Source organism: Bradyrhizobium sp. SZCCHNRI3052 (assembly GCF_032484895.1).
Taxonomy (GTDB): domain Bacteria; phylum Pseudomonadota; class Alphaproteobacteria; order Rhizobiales; family Xanthobacteraceae; genus Bradyrhizobium.
Genome location: NZ_JAUETW010000003.1, coordinates 497,548 through 516,987 on the forward strand (window position 1 = coordinate 497,548; position 19,440 = coordinate 516,987).

General features: G+C 66.6%; 20 protein-coding genes. 11 read left to right on the top strand and 9 right to left on the bottom strand.

Annotated features, from left to right (window positions below):
* Positions 1 to 80 precede the first annotated feature (80 nt).
* A complete protein-coding gene (locus QW887_RS12675; RefSeq protein WP_315714795.1) occupies positions 81 to 845 on the top strand; it encodes a hypothetical protein in 765 nt (254 codons plus the stop codon).
* Between the two features lie 13 nt (positions 846 to 858).
* Here QW887_RS12675 and purB read toward each other — a convergent pair whose 3' ends face one another.
* A complete protein-coding gene (purB, locus tag QW887_RS12680) occupies positions 859 to 2,166 on the bottom strand; it encodes an adenylosuccinate lyase (RefSeq protein WP_315714794.1) in 1,308 nt (435 codons plus the stop codon).
* A 281-nt stretch (positions 2,167 to 2,447) separates the two neighbouring features.
* On the opposite strand from purB, the gene QW887_RS12685 reads away from it, so the two are divergent.
* Both QW887_RS12685 and QW887_RS12690 read left to right on the top strand, forming a co-directional pair.
* Entirely contained in the window at positions 2,448 to 2,621 is a 174-nt protein-coding gene (locus QW887_RS12685; protein ID WP_315714793.1) for a hypothetical protein, read from the top strand.
* Positions 2,618 to 3,205, top strand: coding sequence for a TetR family transcriptional regulator (locus tag QW887_RS12690; RefSeq protein ID WP_315714792.1), 588 nt, complete (start codon positions 2,618 to 2,620; stop codon positions 3,203 to 3,205). The genes QW887_RS12685 and QW887_RS12690 overlap by 4 nt, the downstream gene beginning before the upstream one ends.
* A gap of 17 nt (positions 3,206 to 3,222) precedes the next feature.
* On the opposite strand, the gene QW887_RS12695 is transcribed toward QW887_RS12690, so the two are convergent.
* Together QW887_RS12695 and QW887_RS12700 are read right to left on the bottom strand one after the other, a co-directional pair.
* Positions 3,223 to 3,870, bottom strand: coding sequence for a response regulator transcription factor (locus QW887_RS12695; RefSeq protein ID WP_315714791.1), 648 nt, complete (start codon positions 3,868 to 3,870; stop codon positions 3,223 to 3,225).
* A 10-nt stretch (positions 3,871 to 3,880) separates the two neighbouring features.
* Entirely contained in the window at positions 3,881 to 5,239 is a 1,359-nt protein-coding gene (locus QW887_RS12700; RefSeq protein WP_315714790.1) for a histidine kinase, read from the bottom strand.
* 194 nt (positions 5,240 to 5,433) lie between these two features.
* Between QW887_RS12700 and QW887_RS12705 the strand changes: the two genes are divergently transcribed.
* The 7 genes from QW887_RS12705 to QW887_RS12735 all read left to right on the top strand — a co-directional run bounded on the left by QW887_RS12705 (position 5,434) and on the right by QW887_RS12735 (position 11,475).
* Positions 5,434 to 6,213: a MotA/TolQ/ExbB proton channel family protein gene (locus QW887_RS12705; RefSeq protein ID WP_315749348.1), complete on the top strand. Its 780-nt coding sequence runs from the start codon at positions 5,434 to 5,436 to the stop codon at positions 6,211 to 6,213.
* Positions 6,210 to 6,881 carry a hypothetical protein gene (locus QW887_RS12710; protein ID WP_315714788.1) on the top strand — a complete coding sequence of 224 codons (672 nt, stop codon included), beginning with the start codon at positions 6,210 to 6,212 and terminating at the stop codon, positions 6,879 to 6,881. Before QW887_RS12705 ends, QW887_RS12710 begins: the two co-directional genes overlap by 4 nt.
* Complete coding sequence (locus QW887_RS12715) at positions 6,878 to 7,486, top strand: hypothetical protein (RefSeq protein ID WP_315714787.1); 609 nt, start codon at positions 6,878 to 6,880, stop codon at positions 7,484 to 7,486. The genes QW887_RS12710 and QW887_RS12715 overlap by 4 nt, the downstream gene beginning before the upstream one ends.
* 44 nt (positions 7,487 to 7,530) lie before the next feature.
* Positions 7,531 to 7,689 (top strand): hypothetical protein, encoded by a 159-nt coding sequence (locus QW887_RS12720; protein ID WP_316194589.1) that lies wholly within the window; start codon positions 7,531 to 7,533, stop codon positions 7,687 to 7,689.
* 88 nt (positions 7,690 to 7,777) lie between these two features.
* Positions 7,778 to 8,518 (top strand): metallophosphoesterase family protein, encoded by a 741-nt coding sequence (locus tag QW887_RS12725; protein WP_315714785.1) that lies wholly within the window; start codon positions 7,778 to 7,780, stop codon positions 8,516 to 8,518.
* Between the two features lie 3 nt (positions 8,519 to 8,521).
* Positions 8,522 to 9,979: a bifunctional serine/threonine-protein kinase/universal stress protein gene (locus tag QW887_RS12730; RefSeq protein ID WP_315714784.1), complete on the top strand. Its 1,458-nt coding sequence runs from the start codon at positions 8,522 to 8,524 to the stop codon at positions 9,977 to 9,979.
* A gap of 164 nt (positions 9,980 to 10,143) precedes the next feature.
* A complete protein-coding gene (locus QW887_RS12735; protein ID WP_315714783.1) occupies positions 10,144 to 11,475 on the top strand; it encodes a dicarboxylate/amino acid:cation symporter in 1,332 nt (443 codons plus the stop codon).
* Positions 11,476 to 11,608: 133 nt separating this feature from the next.
* Here QW887_RS12735 and QW887_RS12740 read toward each other — a convergent pair whose 3' ends face one another.
* Genes QW887_RS12740 through rpe form a run of 4 tightly spaced genes read right to left on the bottom strand, consistent with a single transcriptional unit; the run spans position 11,609 to position 14,247 of the window.
* Entirely contained in the window at positions 11,609 to 12,124 is a 516-nt protein-coding gene (locus QW887_RS12740; protein ID WP_315714782.1) for a hypothetical protein, read from the bottom strand.
* A 42-nt stretch (positions 12,125 to 12,166) separates the two neighbouring features.
* Positions 12,167 to 12,997 (bottom strand): bifunctional allantoicase/(S)-ureidoglycine aminohydrolase, encoded by an 831-nt coding sequence (locus QW887_RS12745; protein WP_315714982.1) that lies wholly within the window; start codon positions 12,995 to 12,997, stop codon positions 12,167 to 12,169.
* Between the two features lie 47 nt (positions 12,998 to 13,044).
* Entirely contained in the window at positions 13,045 to 13,530 is a 486-nt protein-coding gene (locus tag QW887_RS12750; protein ID WP_315714781.1) for an ureidoglycolate lyase, read from the bottom strand.
* Between the two features lie 15 nt (positions 13,531 to 13,545).
* Complete coding sequence (gene rpe / locus QW887_RS12755; RefSeq protein WP_315714981.1) at positions 13,546 to 14,247, bottom strand: ribulose-phosphate 3-epimerase; 702 nt, start codon at positions 14,245 to 14,247, stop codon at positions 13,546 to 13,548.
* 226 nt (positions 14,248 to 14,473) lie between these two features.
* Here rpe and QW887_RS12760 point away from each other — a divergent pair, with 226 nt between their 5' ends.
* Positions 14,474 to 15,238 (top strand): EF-hand domain-containing protein, encoded by a 765-nt coding sequence (locus tag QW887_RS12760; RefSeq protein ID WP_315714780.1) that lies wholly within the window; start codon positions 14,474 to 14,476, stop codon positions 15,236 to 15,238.
* A 2-nt stretch (positions 15,239 to 15,240) separates the two neighbouring features.
* Here QW887_RS12760 and QW887_RS12765 read toward each other — a convergent pair whose 3' ends face one another.
* Complete coding sequence (locus tag QW887_RS12765) at positions 15,241 to 16,239, bottom strand: P1 family peptidase (RefSeq protein WP_315714779.1); 999 nt, start codon at positions 16,237 to 16,239, stop codon at positions 15,241 to 15,243.
* A 199-nt stretch (positions 16,240 to 16,438) separates the two neighbouring features.
* Entirely contained in the window at positions 16,439 to 19,213 is a 2,775-nt protein-coding gene (locus QW887_RS12770) for a PAS domain S-box protein (RefSeq protein ID WP_315714778.1), read from the bottom strand.
* Positions 19,214 to 19,440: the final 227 nt, after the last annotated feature.

Here is a 19,440-nt window from a genome sequence, read left to right on the forward strand (position 1 = left end):
TTCAGATGCTGCGCGGCACGGGCTGGTGTTGGCGTCGGGGCTGGGTAGGATACAGGCATTGATCGACTGCGAAGAGTACCATGACCCGACGAAGCTGGACAGGATGGACCGCACGCTTGGCGCTCGCCGCCGTCACGCTCGCCGGTGCCAGCGCCCATGCCGCCGAGCGGACGATGTCCTGGGACAGCGGCTGCCGTTTCACGGTCCGGTACGATCCCGCCAAGCACGACGAGACGCGGCTGCGCAACACCGTCCGTCTGCTGTTTGGCCCGTCCGATTTCGACTCGCCGGGCACGTTGCCGGCATTCGACCCGAAGGCGGTCGCGGCGCTCGACGCCGACAAGATCGACCGCGCCTGCAAGGCCACGCTCGACGCTGCCGCGCGGCTGGAGTTCATCGCGCTGCCCGGTGTCGACGACTACCGCCGCGCCAGGGTGGCGGAGCTGAAGGACAGTTGCGATTTCGACCTGGCGCAGACCCGCGGATTCAAGACGCCCGCGGCGCTGCGCGACTACCAGCCTGCCGCCGCCTGTGCAAAGTTCGTCGACGCGATCGAGGGCAAGACCGACCTGCAGCAGATGTTTCGCCAGACCGTCGACAAGGGCTGTGCCGACAACGCCAGTCCGAAGGCCTGCGTCGCTCGCTACGCCGCCGAAGCGCAGAAGCCGGACGGCCAGGAGCGCATGCGGATCTATCTGGTCAATTTCGGCTGGAGCAATTGCGCTATCAACTACAACCTCCGCAACACCGGCGAGAAGAAGATGGAGGCGATGCGGAGCGCGCTCGAGACCCAGTTCCGGAAGATGTTCAAGGTCAAGCAGGACAAGTGCGAGGAGGCGGACTGAGGCGTCCGCCCGCTCAGCTCTCCCCGAACACGCGCCGGAAGATCGTGTCGACGTGCTTGAGGTGATAGCCGAGGTCGAACTGCTCGTCGATCTCGGCGTCGCTCAGGTACTTCTTCACGTCGGCGTCGGCCTTGAGCAAAGTGCGGAAGTCGCCTTCGCCGCGCCACACCGGCATCGCGTTGCGCTGGACCAGCTTGTAGGAGTCCTCGCGGCTCGCCCCCTTCTGGGTCAGCGCGATCAGCACGCGCTGCGAGTGCACGAGGCCGCCGAGGCGGTCGAGGTTCTTTTCCATGTTGGCGGGATAGACCAGCAGCTTCTCGACCAGGCCGGCGAGGCGAACCAGCGCGAAGTCGAGCGTCACGGTGGCGTCGGGGCCGATCATGCGCTCGACCGAGGAGTGCGAGATGTCGCGCTCATGCCAGAGCACGACGTTCTCCATCGCGGGCGTCACATAGGCACGCACCATGCGGGCGAGGCCGGTGAGGTTCTCCGACAGCACCGGGTTGCGCTTGTGCGGCATCGCCGACGAGCCCTTCTGCCCCTCGGAGAAGAACTCCTCGGCTTCCAGCACCTCGGTGCGCTGCAGGTGGCGGACTTCGGTCGCAAAGCGTTCGACCGAGGAGGCGATCACGCCGAGGGTCGCAAAGAACATCGCGTGGCGGTCGCGCGGAATCACCTGGGTCGAGATCGGCTCGGGCGACAGGCCCATCGCCTTGGCGACGTGCTCTTCCACGCGCGGATCGATCTGGGCGAAGGTGCCGACGGCGCCGGAAATCGCGCAGGTCGCGACTTCCTTCCGCGCGGCGACCAGGCGCGCGCGCGCGCGGGAGAATTCGGCATAGGCATAAGCGAGCTTGAGGCCGAACGTCACCGGCTCGGCGTGGATGCCGTGCGAGCGGCCGATGGTCGGCGTCATCTTGTGCTCGAAGGCGCGTGTCTTCAGCGCCGCAAGCACGCGGTCGAGATCGGCGAGCAGCAGGTCGGCGGAGCGGGTGAGCTGGACGTTGAGGCAGGTGTCGAGCACGTCCGATGACGTCATGCCCTGGTGCACGAAGCGCGCCTCGGGACCGACGATCTCGGCGAGATGGGTCAGGAAGGCGATGACGTCGTGCTTGGTCTCGCGCTCGATCTCATCGATGCGGGCGACGTCGAAGGTGGCGTCCTTGGCCTTGGCCCAGATCGTCTTGGCGGCCTCCTTGGGGATCACGCCGAGCTCCGCCAGCGCGTCCGCCGCATGCGCCTCGATCTCGAACCAGATCTTGAACCGGGTCTGCGGCTCCCAGATCGAGGCCATTTCGGGACGGGAATAGCGGGGGATCATCGACGGCGCTCCGAGGCGGGAGGGAAGGTGGGCGGGACCAAGCGTCCGCGCCGGCATTTTACGCCGCGCTTTACCAGAGTGGCCGGATCGACACAAACGGCGGTCTTTCCGGCCGCTCGGCATGCCGTTTCCGGATCATAATACCATTTTCAAAAAATCGCGCTGACAGATATTGAAATCTGTCAGCGCGATGGTGTATGTCGACCCTGCCATCTTGCTTAAGACCAACTTCCACTGTCTGACCTTGGGTTCAGCGGTTTCAACTGCGAAGGACCGCTTCGATGAAGATTGAAAAGCGATTGTTGCACTCACAATTTCAGGACTGGCTGAATCTCCAGGTCGCGCGTCACCTGGAGGCCCAGGCCACCAGGTTTCGCGCGCCATCGTCCGCCGACCAGGCTGAGACGATCCAGATCAAGGCGAATACGTCCGACGCCGATATGGTGCACGCATGAATGAGGCCGTGGTTCTGACATCCGAGCGCATCCTCGAAGTTACCGAGGACGTGTTGCGCCGTTATGGGCTCGCCAAAGCGACGGTCGTCGACGTCGCGAGAGCGCTCGATGTCAGCCACGGCTCCGTCTACCGTCACTTTCCGAGCAAGGCGTCGCTGCGCGAGGCGGTTGCCAAGCGCTGGCTCGAGCGGGTCAGCGCGCCGCTGGCGCAGATCGCGGCCGAGCCGGGACCGGCGCCGGCGAAGCTGGAGCGCTGGCTGCGCGAGCTGTTCGGCGCCAAGCAGAAACGGGTCTGTGAAGATCCGGAGATGTTCGCGACCTATCTCACCCTGGCGCGCGAGGCGTGCTCGGTGGTCAAGGCGCACAAGCAGAACCTGATCGCCCAGGTCGAGGGCATGATCGCTGAGGGGGTCGCGCAGGGGACGTTCGATGTCGCTGATCCCAAGACCGCGGCCGCGGCGATCTTCGACGCGACCCGAAGCTTCCATCATCCCGCCCACGCTGACGAATGGGGCGAATGCACCTGCTCGGCCCGCGTCGATGCCGTGCTGACCCTGCTGCTCCGTGGACTTCAGGCGCGCTAGGCGCGCGTTCATCCGGGCTACAAATCCGTCAGCCCGCTGGTCACCGCCAGCCGCACCAGCTGCGCATCCGTCTGCAGTCCCGTCTTGGCCTTCACCAGATAATGATAGTTCTGCACCGTCTTGACGCTGAGGTGCAGGTTCGTGGCGATCTGCTCGGTGGTCAGGCCCGACGCGAACTGGCGCAGGATTTCGATCTCACGCTCGCCGAGCCGGTCGAGCACGGTCTGCTGCGGATCGAGACTGTCGGCGGCCAGCACATGGGCGACGTCGTCGCTGAGCGCGCGCTCCCCGCTGATCACCATGCGGATGGCACGGACCAGCGCCGACGGCTCGCTGCTCTTGGTGACGAAGCCGCTCGCGCCGGCGGCGAACGCCGCCTTCACCAACGGCGCCTCGCCATGCATCGAGAACACGAGGATGCAGGCGCGATTGTCGCGAGCGCGGATGTTGCGGATCGCCTCCAGCCCGCTGGCGCCCTTCATCGAGATGTCGAGCACGACCACGTCGGGCGCATGCGCCTTGAACGCGGCATAGGCCGCCGCGGCGCTGTCGGCCTCGGCGATGACTCGAAACCCGTCCTGGCTCTCCAGCACGCGGCGATAGCCTTGCCGGACCACCGGGTGGTCGTCGACCAGCAGGATCGAAATGCCTGTGCGCTCGGGCATCCCGGTTGTCTCAGGCGGCCAGTGGAATTGTCGCGGAGACGCTGAGCCCGCGCGCGGCCGGTCCGATCGACAGCGAGCCGCCGACCGCGGCGATGCGCTCGCGGATTCCGGTCAGGCCGAAGCCGCTCGATTGCGCCAGCAGTGTCGCATCGCCGCCGCCGTCGTCCTCGACTGAAATCAGCAGCGCACTGTCGGGCCCGGAGCGCCGCTCGACCCGCAACGACACCTCGCTCGCACTGGTGTGGCGCAGGGCGTTGGTCAGGCACTCCTGCGCCATCCGGTAGGCGGTGACCGCGACCGGGCCCTGGATGTCGGCGAGATCACCGTGGAGGTCGAGCCGGATCGCCGGTCGCGCGGCGTGCTGATAGTTCTCGGTCAGCGCGATCAGGCCTGCGGCGAGGCCGAGCTCCTCGGTGAGCGGACGGCGCAGTCGGCTCAAGGTGCCGCGCAGGCACGCCATCAGATGGCTGACGGATCGCGTGATCATGCGTGCGTCCTGGGCGATCTGATCGTTGCGGCCGTTGCCGGCGCTCTCGATCGTCGAGGCAAAAGCGAGGATCGCAGTGAGGTTCTGCCCGAACTCGTCGTGCAGCTCGCGGGCGAGCGCCCGCCGCTCCTCGTCGCGGATGTCGAGCAGGCGCTCGGTCAGCGCGGCGCGCTGCTCGTTGGCCTGCGCCAGCCGGTCGCCGAGCTCGCCGACGGCGCGGCCGATCATCGCGAGCTCCATCGAGCGGAAGCGCGGCAGTGAGGGGCGGTGGTCGCCCTCGGCCATCCGCTGCAGCGCCGAGACGATGCTGCGCGCCGGCGCCAGCGCATGGGCGATCGCCAGCGAGGCCAGTACGCCGATCGCGACCGCCATCGCCAGCGCCACGCCAAAGCTGTCCTGGATGCGCAGCCAGGCGAGCTGGATCGCCGCATCGGGATCGGCGATCGCCGAGACGGTTCCCGCCGTGGTGGCGCGCGCGCTGATCGGCTGCGCGACCGCCGCGTGATCGCCGAGGATGGCTTCCACGGCGCTTGAGAACCAGCGCGGCGGCGCGGCGCCGAGGCCCTTGCTCTGGCCGCACAGCGGCTTCTCGAACGCCGCCTCCGGCTTGAACTGTACGCAGATGCCGGGCGCGATCAGCTTCATGGTCTCGGTCGTGCGCCAGTCGGGCAGCGGCAGCAGCCGCTCGCGCGATCGGTTGCCGCGCAGCAGCAGCTCGCGCCAGTACAGCGCCTCCAGCGCCTGCGAGACCCGGTCGGCCGATGCCGCGGTGGCGCGGTCGACGCTGCGATAGGCGTCGACGGTGACCCATACGGCCGCGGCGGCCAGACACAGCAGCACGATCAGCGCAAGGCGCGCAATGAGCTGGAGCACGAGACGCATGCGATCCTCTCCACGGCTTTTGCCGCAGCGTAACAATGGGCTGGTGCTCCGCCAAGCAAATGCACTGCAGCAAGCGGCAGGTTGGGAAATTTTCCCGAGAGCCTCGAGGCAGATGTCTTTGGACGCTGTTCCGCTGCTCTGCTTAACTCGTCTGCGAAGCGCCGAACGAAACGGCGCGCATCGGGAGTTCATGCATGAGCGTGGTCAGCAGTGCCGAACGAGTGGAACCTGCGCGCGACGCAGCCGAGCGCGGGCCGCTGCTGCTCTGGATGATCTTCACCGGCCTCACGATATTCGCCGGCGTGGTGCTCGCCCGCTACGGCTATTTCCATCTGATGGTCGCCTCCGACCGCACCTACATCTCCAGCGTCATCGCCGTGCTCTACGTCGCCACGTGCTGCCATTGCTTCTGGCGCACCAGAGCGATCGCGCGCGAGGCGGATGCGGCGCGGCGCTGCCGCGCCGTGCTGATCGGGCCCGATGCGGCGCGCGCGCTCGAACCTGATGCGCAGTTGCTTCCCAAAGGGCTGGTCACCAACCACATCCGCAGCCTCGTCACCAAGGCGCGGACGCAAGGGGCAGGGCGGCTCGACCAGACGCTGCTGCTGCGGACGCTCGCCGACCGCCTGCGCGGCTCCAACGGCTTCGGCGGCTTCGCATCGGACACGCTGATGAAGCTCGGCCTGCTCGGCACCATCATCGGCTTCATCATCATGCTGGCGCCGATTGCCGGCCTCGACGTCAACGACAAGCTGGCGATGAAATCCTCGATGGGGCTGATGAGCGACGGCATGGCGGTGGCGATGTACACGACGCTCGCCGGCCTCGTCGGCTCGATCCTGGTGCGCATCCAGTACTACATGCTGGACGCGGCGACCGGGCGCGTGTTTTCGGACGCTGTCATGCTCACCGAGACGCGGGTGACGCCGCGGCTCGAGCGCGCGATGGATCGCGCGCCGGAGCAGGGCGCATGATGGACGATTTCGGGCTCTATCCGCGCGAGGAGCAGTTCGACCCGTTCAGCGTCATGCTATTCAAGGCGCTGCAGATCGTCGCGTTCTTCTTCTTCATCGCGGTGCTCGCGATCTCGCCGGACGCCAAGGACGGCAAGGTCGACTCGAAGGCCGAGTTCCTGATCACGATGGACTGGCCGGATAACCATCCCGACGATCTCGACCTGTTCGTGCAGGACCCTGTCGGCAACATCGCCTGGTACCGGCATCGCGAGGCCGGCTTCCTCACCCTCGATCGCGACGACCGCGGCGGCGCCAACGATTTCATCCTGGTCAACGGTCTGAAGATCCCGTCGCCGATCCGCGAGGAGATCGTGACCATCAGAGGCATCGTCGCCGGCGAATACACCGTCAACATCTCGCATTTCCAGAACGTCAGCGGCGCGCCGGTCGAGGCCACCGTGAAGGTGCAGAAGCTCAACCCGACCGCGCAGGTGATCTTCGACGACAAGGTCGTGCTCGACCATTCCGGCGACGAGAAGACGGCGCTGCGCTTCAAGCTCAATGCCGAGGGCAAGGTGATCGATGTGCAGCGCCGACCGAAATCGCTTTTGGAGACGTTCCGCAGCAATTGGCGCAACGGCGCCGATCTCGATCCCAAGACCGGCGTCAGGGTGATCAGGCGATGATGAGCAGTCTGCAGACCGTCATCGTCACGCTGTCCGCGTGCTACGCGCTGATCGGCGCGCTGCTCTTGCTGGTGCTGGTCTATGCAAGGCTGCCTTGGCAGGCCAAGGCGGTCGCCGTGGTCATCACCAGTGCGTTCTATGTCGGCAGCTTCGCCGGCGCCCGCGGCCTGCTCGGCTGGGCCAGCGTCGACCGGCTGCCGAGGAGCTTCAAGGTGCTGCAGGTGCGGATCGTCGATCCGCACTCCGTCGAGGGCGATCCCGGCGCGGTCTATCTGTGGGTCGAGGCGCTGGACGACGACAACCGTCCGAGCGGCGTGCCGCGCGCCTATCGTATTCCCTACAGCGACACACTTGCCGACAAGGCGCAGCACGCCGCCGACCAGATCGCGGCGGGCCATCCGCAGGGCGGCCGCGCCGCCGATTTCGGCACCGGTGATGGCGGGGTCATCGATGCCGCGCGCGAATACATTCTGCCGAAGACGATCATCGAGACCGCCGGCGGTGATCCCTCCACCGGCGAGTTCAAGGCCGCCAAGAACGCCGGCGACGGCGTCTCGTTCACGCCACTGCTGCCGCCGCGCATGCCGCCGAAGGACGAGCAGTAGGCGGCTGCGGCCGTATCCTCCCGCGCGAAGCTCGCGCGCGGGTGATGGCGAGCATCGGGACGTTCCTGGCACGGCGCCTCGAGCTCAAGGTCAACAAGGTCAAGAGCGCGGTCGCCAGACCGAACCACCGCAAGTTCCTGGGCTTCGGCTTTACCCAGGGAAGAGAGCCGCACCGGCGCATTGCAGGGGACCTGCAACGCTGACATTCCGCATCTCTCCGCCTATCTTGTTTGATGTTCCTCAAGTCTCGTGTGGCCACGGCCGCTAGCCTTGAGAACCGGAGGACACGGGTTGCTGCTGGCGATTTTCACCGATATCCATGCCAATCGGCAGGCCTTCGCGGCCTGCCTGGAGGCGGCGCGTGCGCGTGGCGCGGATCGTCTCATCTGTCTCGGCGACATCGTCGGCTATGGCGCCGATCCGGAATGGTCGGTCGACACCGTCATGGAGATCGTCGCCGAGGGCGGGCTGGCGGTGCGCGGCAATCACGACAATGCCGTTTCGACGGCGAGCGAGAGCATGAATGCCGAGGCGCAGGCGGCGATGGAGTGGACGCGCGGGCGGCTCAGCGCCGAGCAGCGCCGCTTCCTCGCCGAGCTGCCGATGAGCATTGGGGATGATGATCGCCTGTTCGTGCACGCGGAGGCGTCCAGCCCACCGCGCTGGCGCTATGTGCAGTCGTCGGCCGATGCCGCGCGCAGCATGATCGCGACCGAGGCGCAAGTGACGTTCTGCGGCCACATCCACCGTCCGGCGCTGTACTCGATGTCCGCCACCGCCAAGATGACGAGCTTCACCCCGACCGCCAACATGCCCATTCAGCTGTTGCGCGGCCGGCAATGGCTGGCCGTGGTCGGCTCGGTCGGCCAGCCGCGCGACGGTGATCCCGCCGCGTCGTTCGTGACCTTCGACACCAGGACCCGCGAGCTGACCTATTGCCGCGTGCCCTATGACGTCGAGGCGGCGGCGCAGCGCATTCGCGACAACGGCCTGCCGCCCTGGCTGGCGCAGCGGCTCTCGATGGGGCGCTAGAGCATGACGAAATCAAGGCTCAAGCCGGGCGTCGTGATCGACGGTTTCACGGTGGGTGAATGCGTGCATTCCGGCGGCATGGCGACGTTGTGGAGCGTCACCCATCCGGACATCGACCGGCCCATCCTGATGAAGGTGCCGCGCGTCTCCGAGGGCGAGGATCCTGCGGCGATCGTCAGCTTCGAGATGGAGCAGATGATCCTGCCAAAACTGTCGGGACCGCACGTGCCGGCCTGTTTCGGCACCGGCGATTTCGCCACCCAGGCCTATGTGGTGATCGAGCAGATTCCAGGCGATACGCTGTACAAGCGGCTGCCCGAGCTGCCGCTGGCTTACGAGGAGGCGCGGGTGCTGGTTGCGAAGATCGCGACCGCGCTCGCCGATATTCACCGGCAGCACGTCATCCATCACGACATCAAGCCCTCCAGCATCATGTTCCGGCCGACGGGGGAGGCGGTGCTGATCGACTACGGCCTGTCCTGCCACAAGCACTTGCCGGATCTCTTGCAGGAGGAGTTCCGCCTGCCTTACGGCACCGCGCCCTACATGGCGCCGGAGCGCATGATGGGCACGCGTAGCGATCCGCGCAGCGACATCTTTTCGCTCGGCGTGCTGCTCTACTTCTTCACCACCGGCGTGCGGCCGTTCGGCGAGACCGAGACCTTGCGCGGCATGCGCCGGCGGCTGTGGCGCGATCCCTATCCACCGCGACAGCTGAAGCCGGACTATCCGCCGTGGCTGCAGGAGATCGTGCTGCGCTGCCTGGAGATCGAGCCGGTGTGGCGCTACCCGACCGCGGCGCAGCTCGCCTTCGATCTCGGCCATCCCGACCAGGTCAAGCTGACGGCGCGTGCGGAGAAGGTCAAGCGCGACCCGATCACGGCCGTGTGGCGCCGCCGCTTCAACCGCGGCCTGGTGCAGCCGGAACAGAAAACATCCGACGTCGCGGTGCAGATCGCCTCCAGCCCGATCGTGGCGGTCGCGATCGACACCGTGGAAGGCGGCGAGGAGCTCAACGGCGCGCTGCGGCTGACCGCGCAGCGCATCCTCGCCACTTTGCCCGCGGCTCGGCTCGCCTGCGTCAACGTGCTGAAGCTCGGGCGTCTCACCATCGACCGCACCCTGGACGAGGAGGGCAACAACAAGCACATCGACCGCATGGTCGCGCTGAAGCACTGGGCGACGCCGCTCAAGCTCGACACGAGCCGGCTGACGGTGCACGTGCTGGAGGCGGTCGATCCGGCGGCCTCCATCATCGAATTCGCCGAGGCCAACCAGGTCGACCACATCATCATCGGCGCCCGCCGCGATTCCGTGCTGCGCTCGCTGCTCGGCAGCGTCTCGGCGAAGGTCGCCGCGGAGGCGGGGTGTACGGTGACCGTGGTGCGGACACGGCTCGCGGCACGGGAAGCCGAGGGCGACGATGATGATGCGCCGGCAAGGGTCGTGTCGGGGGAATGATGGACATGCGATGAAGATCCACGGCGCCTCCAAGCACGACAGTCAGAACGGCATGCACAGGCTGAAAAGTGAGGCGCGGCTGCGGTTGCGTTTCGAAAGTTCCCCCTCCAAAGTGATCCGGCGCGTGCGGAACGTGTCGGTTTTTTTCTGAGGGGGGACGATCAATGGCGGCAACGGATGTGAGCATGGCGGGGACAGCCGCGCCGAAGCGAGGCCTGTTCGGCTCGCTCTTCTTTCAGGTCGTGGCTGCGCTCGTGCTCGGCATCCTGATCGGCGTCTTCGCGCCCGAGACCGCCCAGGGGCTCAAATTCTTCAGCGACGCTTTCCTGCGTCTGATCGCCATGGTGGTCGCGCCGATCGTGTTTTGCGTCGTCGTGCACGGCATTGCGAGCGCCGGCGATCTCAGGAAGGTCGGCCGCGTCGGCGTCAAGTCGCTGGTCTATTTCGAGGGCATGACCACGATCGCGCTCGCCTTCGGCCTCGTGCTGGCGCTGGTCTTCAGCCCCGGCCACGGCATGAACATCGACGTCTCCAAGCTCGACGCCAAGCAGCTCGCGAGCTTCGCCGACAACGCCCACAAGCTGCAGGGCGGCGGCTTCGGCGGCTTCATCCTCAACATCATTCCGCCGACGGCGTTCGACGCCTTTGCCCGCAACGACGTGCTGCAGGTGCTGTTCTTCGCGGTGATCTTCGGCGTCAGCCTGGCGCTGGTCGGCGAGCCCGGCAAGCCCGTGGTCGACCTGATCGAGTCCGTCGCCAAGGTGCTGTTCAAGGCGATGGGGCTGATCGTGCGCGTCGCGCCGCTCGGCGTGCTCGGCGCCATCGGCTTCACCGTCGGCAAATATGGCGTCGGCTCGCTCAAGCAGCTCTTGGCGCTGGTCGTGCTGTTCTACGTCTCGGTGGCGCTGTTCGTCGTGACCGCGCTTGGCCTCGTGATGCGCATGGCCGGCCTCAGCCTGTTCAAGTTCCTGCGCTATTTGAAGGAGGAGCTGCTGATCGTGCTGGCGACGGCGTCGTCCGACTCCGTGCTGCCGCAGATCATGCGCAAGCTCGAGGCGATGGGCGTCAAGCAGGAGGTCGTCGGCCTGGTCATCCCGACCGGCTATTCCTTCAACCTCGATGCGTTCTCGATCTACCTGACGCTCGCCGTCGTCTTCATCGCCCAGGCCACCAACACGCCGCTGTCGGTCAGCGACCTGCTGCTGGTGCTCGGCGTGTCGCTGGTCACGTCGAAGGGCGCGCATGGCGTACCGGGCTCGGCGATCGTCATCCTGGCCGCAACGCTCGGCGCCGTGCCGGCGATCCCCGCGATCGGACTTGTGCTCGTGTTGTCGGTCGACTGGTTCGTCGGCATCGCGCGCGCCGTCGGCAACCTGATCGGCAACTGCGTCGCCACCGTCGTCGTCGCCGCCTGGGAGGACGACCTCGACCATGCCAAGGCGAAGGCCGTGCTCGACCGCGGCACGGCGGAAGAGGTGGAGTATCAGGGGGCGTGAGGGAGGATCACTAGGGGGAGAATGAGGGAGCGAGTACGGCGTGGATTGGTCGATCGCGCGATCGACCCGGTGTTCGAGGCCGATGAGGAGAAGCTCTTCGTCGGCGGTTGCGGCCGAAGATTCGACGAGCGCATCAGGTGGCAGTCTTGCGATAGCCGATGTCGTGGCCGCATTCATAGCGGCCGCTCGGATCATGATTGCGCAATTCGTAGACCCGCTGCCATGTGCTCTCCCACGCGCCTTCGGCGGTCAGACAGGTCCGGGTCCCGTCAGCATCGATGTTGATCACCTTCCAGATTAGAAGCGCCACGCAGGCGAAAGAATCGAAAAATGCATCCAGAAACGAGGTGAACCAGCCGGAGTCCATGCCCATATGGCGGAACTCCGGTTCGTGCGCAGAACTCACCAGGCCCCAGGGGCAGCCCGGTCCGAAGCCGTGCTCACAATAGGCGATCTCGGCACCGGATTGTGCATCGCGAAGCACGAACCAGCAGGGATATTGCTCCCCCGGTTGGCCATAGTCCCAATCGCGCAGCACCATGTGAGGTGCGACGAGCATGCCGCGGATATGCGAGAGCACACGCTTGTCGGACAGCTCAGCCAATTCCCCTTCGATCAAGCTCTCCAGGCGTTCGGGAACGGTCGACATCAGCCGTGTATCCAGGACTCATTCAGCGGATGCTGCTGGCCTTCACCTGAACGGCCGCAGCTTCATGTGCCGGTTGGCGTCCTTGTAGAGCAGGTAGCGGAAGCGGCCGGGGCCACCGGCGTAGCAGGCCTGCGGGCAGAAGGCGCGCAGCCACATGAAGTCGCCGGCCTCGACCTCGACCCAGTCGCGGTTGAGCTTGTAGACCGCCTTTCCCTCGAGCACATAGAGCCCGTGCTCCATCACATGCGTCTCCAGGAACGGGATCACGGCGCCGGGCTCGAAGGTGACGATGTTGACGTGCATGTCGTGGCGAACGTCGAGCGGATCGACGAAGCGCGTGGTGGCCCAGCGGCCCTGCGTCTCCGGCATCGCGGCAGGGGCGATCGTCGCCTCGTTGGTGACGAAGGCCTCGGGCACGGCGATGCCGGGAACGGCCTCATAGGCCTTGCGGATCCAGTGGAAGGTCGCGGGCGCCTGGCTGTCGTTGCGCATCGTCCACTTGCAGGACGGCGGCAGGAAGGCGTAGCCGCCATGGCCCAGGCGATGCTCTTTGCCGGCGATGGTGAGCATGATCTCGCCTGACACCACGAACAGCACGCCCTCGGCCTCCGGATCCGGCTCGGGCTGGGCGCTGCCGCCGCCGGGCGAGACCTCGACGATGTATTGCGAGAACGTTTCCGAGAAGCCGGAGAGGGGACGCGCGATCACCCAGGTTCGCGTCTTGTCCCAGAACGGCAGCGCCGAGGTGACGATGTCGCGCATCACGCCCTTCGGGATGACGGCATACGCCTCGGTGAACACGGCGCGGCCGGTCAGCAGGTCGGTCTGCGGCGGGTGGCCGCCATGCGGCACGAAGTAGTTCGGCTTGTCCATCATCGTCTCTCCACGGCGCGGATGATCAACCGGCGCGCCATCGGTCATCAGGGAATGGCAAGGTAGAGCGGCTCGTCGAGCCACAGCTCCTCGAGATTGTCGGGGCTGATGCGGTCGACCACCATGAAGCGCGAGGCCTCGTCGAACACCAAGAGCGGATGATGCCAGACGTTGCGCGCGTAGTTGACGCCCTGGCGGCCGGTTGCCGTGAAGGCGTGGTAGCTCGCGGGATCGCGCGGATCGGCGCAGACCAGCACCAGCCACGGCCGGTCCTGCAACGGCATGAACAGCTGGCTGCCGAGCGGGTGCCGCTCCATCAGCTTGATCTCGATCGGCAACGGCCGCGGCTTGGCCTCGAACAGGCTGATGTTCACGGCCGCGCCGCCCGATGTCACGTCGACAGCAGCGAGGCCGTTGCAGCGGCGGGCGAAGCCCTGGTTGATGTCGATGGGCTGGGCGCCATCGGTCTCGACGACGTCGCCGAAAGCAGCGAAGGCCGCTTTCGTCAGCGGCTGCGGCGTGAGCGTGTGCATCCCGTCTCGCGTGCCTCAGATCGCTTCGCCGCGCGCCAACGCGGCGGCGCTGCGGATCGCGGCGATGTTGCTGCGATAGGCTTCCATCGTGCCGCCCTTGAAGACGGCGGAGCCTGCGACGAAGGCGTTGGCGCCAGCGGCGGCGAGTGCGCCGGCATTGTCGCGGCCGACGCCGCCATCGACCTCGATATCGATCGGCCGGCCCGCGGTCATCGCGCGCAGATCCTGGATCTTGCCAATCGCCGAGGGGATGAAGGCCTGGCCGCCGAAGCCGGGATTGACCGACATGATCAGCACGAGGTCGACGAGGTCGAGCACATATTCGATGACGTTGAGCGGGGTCGACGGGTTGAGCGAGACGCCGGCCTTCTTGCCGAGCGCGCGGATTGCCTGCAGCGAGCGATGCAGATGCGGGCCGGCCTCGGCGTGGACCGTGATGTGGTCGCAGCCGGCCTTGGCGAAGGCCTCGAGATAGGGATCGCACGGCGTGATCATCAGATGCGCGTCGAAGATCTTGGTGGTGTGTGGGCGCAGCGCCTTGATGACATCCGGGCCATAGGAAATGTTCGGGACGAAATGCCCGTCCATGACGTCGAGATGGATCCAGTCGGCCCCGGCGGCATCGACGGCGCGCACCTCTTCGCCGAGCTTGGAGAAATCCGACGCCAGGATCGATGGCGCGATGACGAGCGGACGCGGCGTGAAGGACTGGGTCATGGGCGGCTGTTCCAGGACGATCGGGGATGTCGCCGTATCATGCAGGGCCGGCTGCGGCAACGCGAGCGGGAAAAATCTGCCGGGCACGGCACGATCTGCCGGGTTCAGGCCACCGTAACATCGCGAAATATCCGGACATATCAGCGGTTTGGCGCTGGCATGGGGATTGCGACGGCGGTGGGAAGATGTTCTGCCGCCGCGTGGGCGGCCTTGCGGGAGTTTCGCCATGTGGTTTGCACTGGGGGCTGCCTCGTCGGTCCTGGACAGCCTGCAGTCGCTCGGCTCGACCAAGTCGGGCTCCGGCAAGTCGGGCGGCGGTCCGTTCAGCCTCGACACCAAGGGGGCGAGCGGCTCCGGCAATTTCAGCCCGTGGTCGAGCGCGGGCGGCAGCAGCAGCTCGGGGCAGATCGCGCCGGAGACCATGAGCGCGCTGCTCGCAGCGCAGAGCCAGTCGGGCGCGTCGTCGAGCGCAAGCTCATCGACCAATCCGCTGCAGGACCTGTTCTCGCAGATCGACGGCGATGGCGATGGTCAGATCAGCAAATCGGAGTTCGAGAGCGCGCTCGGCGCCGGCGGCACCAACGTCGCCAATGCCGACAAGGTGTTCGGCAAGCTGGATACGAACGGCGACGGCAATGTCAGCCTCGACGAGCTGTCCTCGGCGCTGCAGGGCGCCAAGGGGCGACGTGGCCACCATCATCACCAGGTGGCGGGCGGGAGCGGCGGCTCGGGCACCTCATCCAGCGCGGGCGCAGATGCGCTGATGCAGGCGCTGTCGGGCGCGTCGAGCTCCTCGTCCACCAACAGCGACGGCTCGACCACGACCACCATCACCTATGCCGACGGCTCCAAGGTGACGCTGACGACGCCGGCAGCCACAACCGCGTCCAACGCTGCGACCTCGTCCTACAACATGATCGAGAAGCTGATCCAGCGGCAGTCCAACATGCTGTCGGCCTCGACGTCTTCAACGACCGCGGTCAGCGCGTAAGCTCAACTGCCGAAGCGGCCTTGCCAGGACGGCAGCGCGCCGGCGAACGGCAGCGGGCTCGCGTGATAGACGCCGCGGGCGATCGCGCGCGCCAGGACGTTGGCCGCGACCATGCCGAGCTCACTCAGCTCGACCAGCGGCTCGATCGGCCTGGTGCAGGCCGCGGCCGCGAACACGATGTCGCCGTCGAGCGGCAGATGCACCGGATAGATCGCGCGCGCCATGCCGGTCTGCGCCATCATCGCGAGCCGCTTGGCCTGCGCCTTAGTCAGGATGGCATCGGTCACGACGAGGCTGATCGTCGTGTTCTCGGAGGCCGATGCTGCCGGGCCGCCCTTGATGCGCATCGCCAGCATGTCCGGCGTGAAGGCGGCCGGCAGGCCGCGGCCGCCGAACTCGCCGTCGATCTCGTACGGTGCCGCCCAGAACCAGGGACCGTCGCCGACAGTGACGCTGCCGACCGCATTCACCACAACAATGGCCGCAACCTTGATGCCGCCTGTCGTCGTCGCCGACGCCGAGCCGAGCCCGCCCTGCAGGTTGGCCGTGGTGGCGCCGAGCCCGGCACCGACGCTGCCGAGCGCGAAGGTCGTGCTGGCCGCCGCCGCCGCCGCGTAGCCGAGCTCGCGATACGGCGCGTAGCGGCCCCAGGCCTTGTTGCCGCCGTTCAAGAGGTCGAACACGATCGCGCCGGGGACGATCGGGATCAGCGCGTCGCGCACGGCAAAGCCGCGCCCCTGTTCCGCCAGCCAGGCCTGAATGCCGCTCGCGGCCTCGAGCCCGAACGCCGAGCCTCCCGACAGGGCAATGCCGTCGACCCGTTCCACCGTATTCGCAGGATCGAGCAGCGCATCCTCGCGCACCCCGGGTCCGCCGCCACGGATGTCGATCGCGGCGACCGCCGGCTGATCGAACAGGATCGCGGTCACGCCGGAAGCGAGCGCGGCGTCATGGGCATGGCCTACGCGTACGCCGGGGATGTCGGTGAGGAGGTTCTGCACGATCGTCCCTCGCTGCAGATGATGATGCCGGATGGATAGCGCGGCCGGCGCGAGGCCTCAATGCAGGAGGGCACGCGCCTCGGCGCTGGTATGAGCGCCCCGCTTGCGTCCAGCGGGCGCGAAGGGGCAGGCGACATCCGGGTCTCAAGTGCCGCGCCGGTGGGCCCGGATGTCGCTTACGCCGATCCGGGCGCGTGCTTCAGCGCTCCAGCGCGATACGGATCATGCGGGCCAGCTCTGGCTTCCGGTAAGGCTTGGGCAGCAGCAGCACGCCGGCGTCGAGGCGGCCGTGGTGCACGATCGCGTTCTCGGTGTAGCCCGAGGTGAACAGCGTCCGCAGCGCCGGCCGCCGCACCCGCGCGGCGTCGGCGAGCTGGCGGCCGTTCATGGCGCCGGGCATGATGACGTCGGTGAACAGCAGGTCGATCTCCGGATGGCGATCGAGCACGTCGAGCGCCTCGGCGGCATTGGCTGCAGCCAGGGTGGTGTAGCCGAGGCTGCCGACCTGGGCGATCACGTGCTGGCGTACCAGCGGATCGTCCTCCACGATCAGGATCGTCTCATTGCCGCCGCGCGCGTCTGGCGCCTGCAAGCCCGCGCTGGCCGCCGGAGCGGACGCCGAGCGCGGCAGATACAGCTTGATCGAGGTGCCGTGGCCGACCTCGCTGTAGATCTTGATGTGGCCGCCGGACTGCTTGACGAAACCGAACACCATGCTGAGGCCGAGCCCCGTGCCCTTGCCGGAGCCCTTGGTCGAGAAGAACGGATCGAACACCTTCTCGAGATAGGCCGGCGGAATGCCACAGCCGGTGTCGCTCACGGCGATCATCACGTAGTCACCGACGATGACCTCGCTATGGACGTCGGCATAGTCCCGGTCGAGCGTGACGTTCGCTGTCTCCAGCGTGAGCTTGCCGCCCTGCGGCATCGCATCACGCGCATTGAGCGCGAGATTGATGACCGCGGTGGCGAGCTGGTTCGGATCGGCGAGCGCAGTGCAGGGATCGGCGTCAAGGATACGCTCGATCTCGATCTGCGCGCCGAGCGTCGGCTGCAGCAAGGCTGCGGTCTCGTTCAACAGGGCGTTGACGTCGAGATCCGTCGGCTGCAGCGGCTGCTTGCGGGCGAAGGCCAGCAACTGCCGCGTGAGCTGCGCGCCGCGGTCGGCGGAGTCGTCGATCAGCTTGGCGACGGAGGCGAGCTCCGGCCGGTCGGACACGGCGTCGGCAAGAATGCCGATGCTGCCGGTGATGACGGTGAGGATGTTGTTGAAGTCGTGGGCGACGCCGCCGGTGAGCTGACCGACCGCCTCCATCTTCTGCGCCTGGCGGAACTGCGCCTCGGCCGCGCGCTTCTCGGTGAGGTCGCGGCCGACGAAGAAGTGGCGCTGCACCGGCTCCGACCAGCTCGCCATCCAGTTCAGGACGACGCCGCGGCCTTCCTTGTGCATGAGCTGCGCTTCGAAATTACGGACGTCGCGGCCGCGGCGGCAGGCGCGCATCTGGCTACGGACCGCCTCGAGCTCGGGCGGATAGACGAAGTCGCTGGCATTGCGGCCGACCATCTCCTCCGGCCGGTAGCCGAGCACGTCCAGCGCGCTCGGGCTGACCTGCATCAATTGTCCGTAGGAGTTGGCAACCAGGATCAGGTCCTGCGAGGTCTCGAAGATGCGGCGGCGCTCCTCGGTCTCACGGGTCAGGGCGGTTCGGGTGCGCTTGCTCTCGGTGATGTCGTGCGCCACCTTCGAGGCGCCGATGATCACACCATGCGCGTCGAGGATCGGCGACACGCCGAGCGATACTTCGATCTCGCGGCCGTCCTTGTGGCGGCGGATCGTCTCGTGATGCTCGATCTTCTCGCCGTCGCCGATCCGGCTCAGGATGCGATCGACTTCGCTGCGCCGTTCGGCGGGCACGATCAGGCCGATGTCGTTGCCAAGCGCCTCGTCTGCGCCGTATCCGAACAGGTGTTCGGCGGCGCGATTCCAGGACGTGATCTTGCCCTGCAGCGTCAGCGTGATGATGGCGTCGTTGGAGGATTCCACCACAGCGCTGAACAGCCGCTCCCGCGCGATGAAACGGGCCCGCTCGCTTTCGCTCTGCCGGCGCTGCTGCTGCAGCAGCCGCATGAGCCTCGTCTGCAGCCTGACATTGTCGGCGAGCAGGACGCCGAGGACGAAGCTCGCTGCCAGCAAGCCATAGATGCGGCCCGCATAGTAGCCGAGGTCGAACCGGGCGGCGTTGAGCAGCGAGGAGATCGAGAGATCGAACAGCCAGGCGCACAGCGCCACCATGACCCAGAGGTCGAGAATGCTGTGCGGCCTGCGCAACGCCAGGACGAGCAGGGCAGCCGATGTTACGCACCAGATGGCGCCGACCACGATCTTCAAAGCCGGAGTGGCAGCGTCATCGCGGACGAGCGCAGGCAGCGCCGTATCATGGGCGATCACCGCCCAGGTGAGTGCCGCAAGTGCAATCGCCACGCCGAGCACGGCGACCGAGAGAGACAGCGCAACCGACCCAACGGGCGCCGGACGGAGACGGTCGTGCAGCGCATAGACCAGAACGAACAAGGGGAACGCGCCGTGCCAGATCATGTAGATCCAGGCTGCGGTCTGCGGCCCTGCATCGAGCAGGCCGGTCTGAGAATACAGGCCTGGGAACACCAGCGTGTGCAGCAGCGAGGCTGGCGCGGTAAACAGGTAACCGGAGGCCAACCACAGCAACGGTCGCGAGCGAAGCAGCACGAACTGGGAGAACAGCAGGAACGCGGTGATGAGATCGTTCAGCGCCAGCGCCGACTGGTAGCTCGCGACGAACGCAGGCACCGGCGGCAACTGCACCTTGGCAAAGGGAGCGGCGGCGGCAAACAGCAAGGTCGAGATCGCAACCGCGGCGAGTGCTGCGATTTGGTCTCGGCGCGTCGCGGTGGACGTCGACAGGAGGACTTCGCGATGATCCTTGATGCTCTGCATCTCCAAGGGTCCTGCGCAACAGAGCCGACGTGCAAGAGGGGAGGCTTTACAGCTGGTGCGCGAAGAAAATCACTGTTCTAATGAAGGTTGTATGGTACCAGATCGGATCGTTCTGTAGAATGAGTCAATAGTTGGAGTAACCGCACCTTTACCGCAAATGAGATAAATATACTCATAGTTGTGTCCGATTTCTTTCTACGTTGTAGGCTGTCCAACGGAAAAATTCT

What these genes read in the sequence shown, in the direction of transcription:
- QW887_RS12705 (WP_315749348.1), top strand. Translation starts at nt 5,434, where the DNA reads ATGAGCGTGGTCAGCAGTGCCGAACGAGTGGAACCTGCGCGCGACGCA.
- QW887_RS12715 (WP_315714787.1), top strand. Translation starts at nt 6,878, where the DNA reads ATGATGAGCAGTCTGCAGACCGTCATCGTCACGCTGTCCGCGTGCTAC.
- QW887_RS12750 (WP_315714781.1), bottom strand. Translation starts at nt 13,530, where the DNA reads ATGCACACGCTCACGCCGCAGCCGCTGACGAAAGCGGCCTTCGCTGCT.
- QW887_RS12700 (WP_315714790.1), bottom strand. Translation starts at nt 5,239, where the DNA reads ATGCGTCTCGTGCTCCAGCTCATTGCGCGCCTTGCGCTGATCGTGCTG.
- QW887_RS12685 (WP_315714793.1), top strand. Translation starts at nt 2,448, where the DNA reads ATGAAGATTGAAAAGCGATTGTTGCACTCACAATTTCAGGACTGGCTG.
- QW887_RS12735 (WP_315714783.1), top strand. Translation starts at nt 10,144, where the DNA reads ATGGCGGCAACGGATGTGAGCATGGCGGGGACAGCCGCGCCGAAGCGA.
- QW887_RS12760 (WP_315714780.1), top strand. Translation starts at nt 14,474, where the DNA reads ATGTGGTTTGCACTGGGGGCTGCCTCGTCGGTCCTGGACAGCCTGCAG.
- QW887_RS12710 (WP_315714788.1), top strand. Translation starts at nt 6,210, where the DNA reads ATGATGGACGATTTCGGGCTCTATCCGCGCGAGGAGCAGTTCGACCCG.
- QW887_RS12730 (WP_315714784.1), top strand. Translation starts at nt 8,522, where the DNA reads ATGACGAAATCAAGGCTCAAGCCGGGCGTCGTGATCGACGGTTTCACG.
- QW887_RS12695 (WP_315714791.1), bottom strand. Translation starts at nt 3,870, where the DNA reads ATGCCCGAGCGCACAGGCATTTCGATCCTGCTGGTCGACGACCACCCG.
- QW887_RS12675 (WP_315714795.1), top strand. Translation starts at nt 81, where the DNA reads ATGACCCGACGAAGCTGGACAGGATGGACCGCACGCTTGGCGCTCGCC.
- QW887_RS12690 (WP_315714792.1), top strand. Translation starts at nt 2,618, where the DNA reads ATGAATGAGGCCGTGGTTCTGACATCCGAGCGCATCCTCGAAGTTACC.
- QW887_RS12770 (WP_315714778.1), bottom strand. Translation starts at nt 19,213, where the DNA reads ATGCAGAGCATCAAGGATCATCGCGAAGTCCTCCTGTCGACGTCCACC.
- purB (WP_315714794.1), bottom strand. Translation starts at nt 2,166, where the DNA reads ATGATCCCCCGCTATTCCCGTCCCGAAATGGCCTCGATCTGGGAGCCG.
- QW887_RS12740 (WP_315714782.1), bottom strand. Translation starts at nt 12,124, where the DNA reads ATGTCGACCGTTCCCGAACGCCTGGAGAGCTTGATCGAAGGGGAATTG.
- QW887_RS12745 (WP_315714982.1), bottom strand. Translation starts at nt 12,997, where the DNA reads ATGGACAAGCCGAACTACTTCGTGCCGCATGGCGGCCACCCGCCGCAG.
- QW887_RS12720 (WP_316194589.1), top strand. Translation starts at nt 7,531, where the DNA reads ATGGCGAGCATCGGGACGTTCCTGGCACGGCGCCTCGAGCTCAAGGTC.
- rpe (WP_315714981.1), bottom strand. Translation starts at nt 14,247, where the DNA reads ATGACCCAGTCCTTCACGCCGCGTCCGCTCGTCATCGCGCCATCGATC.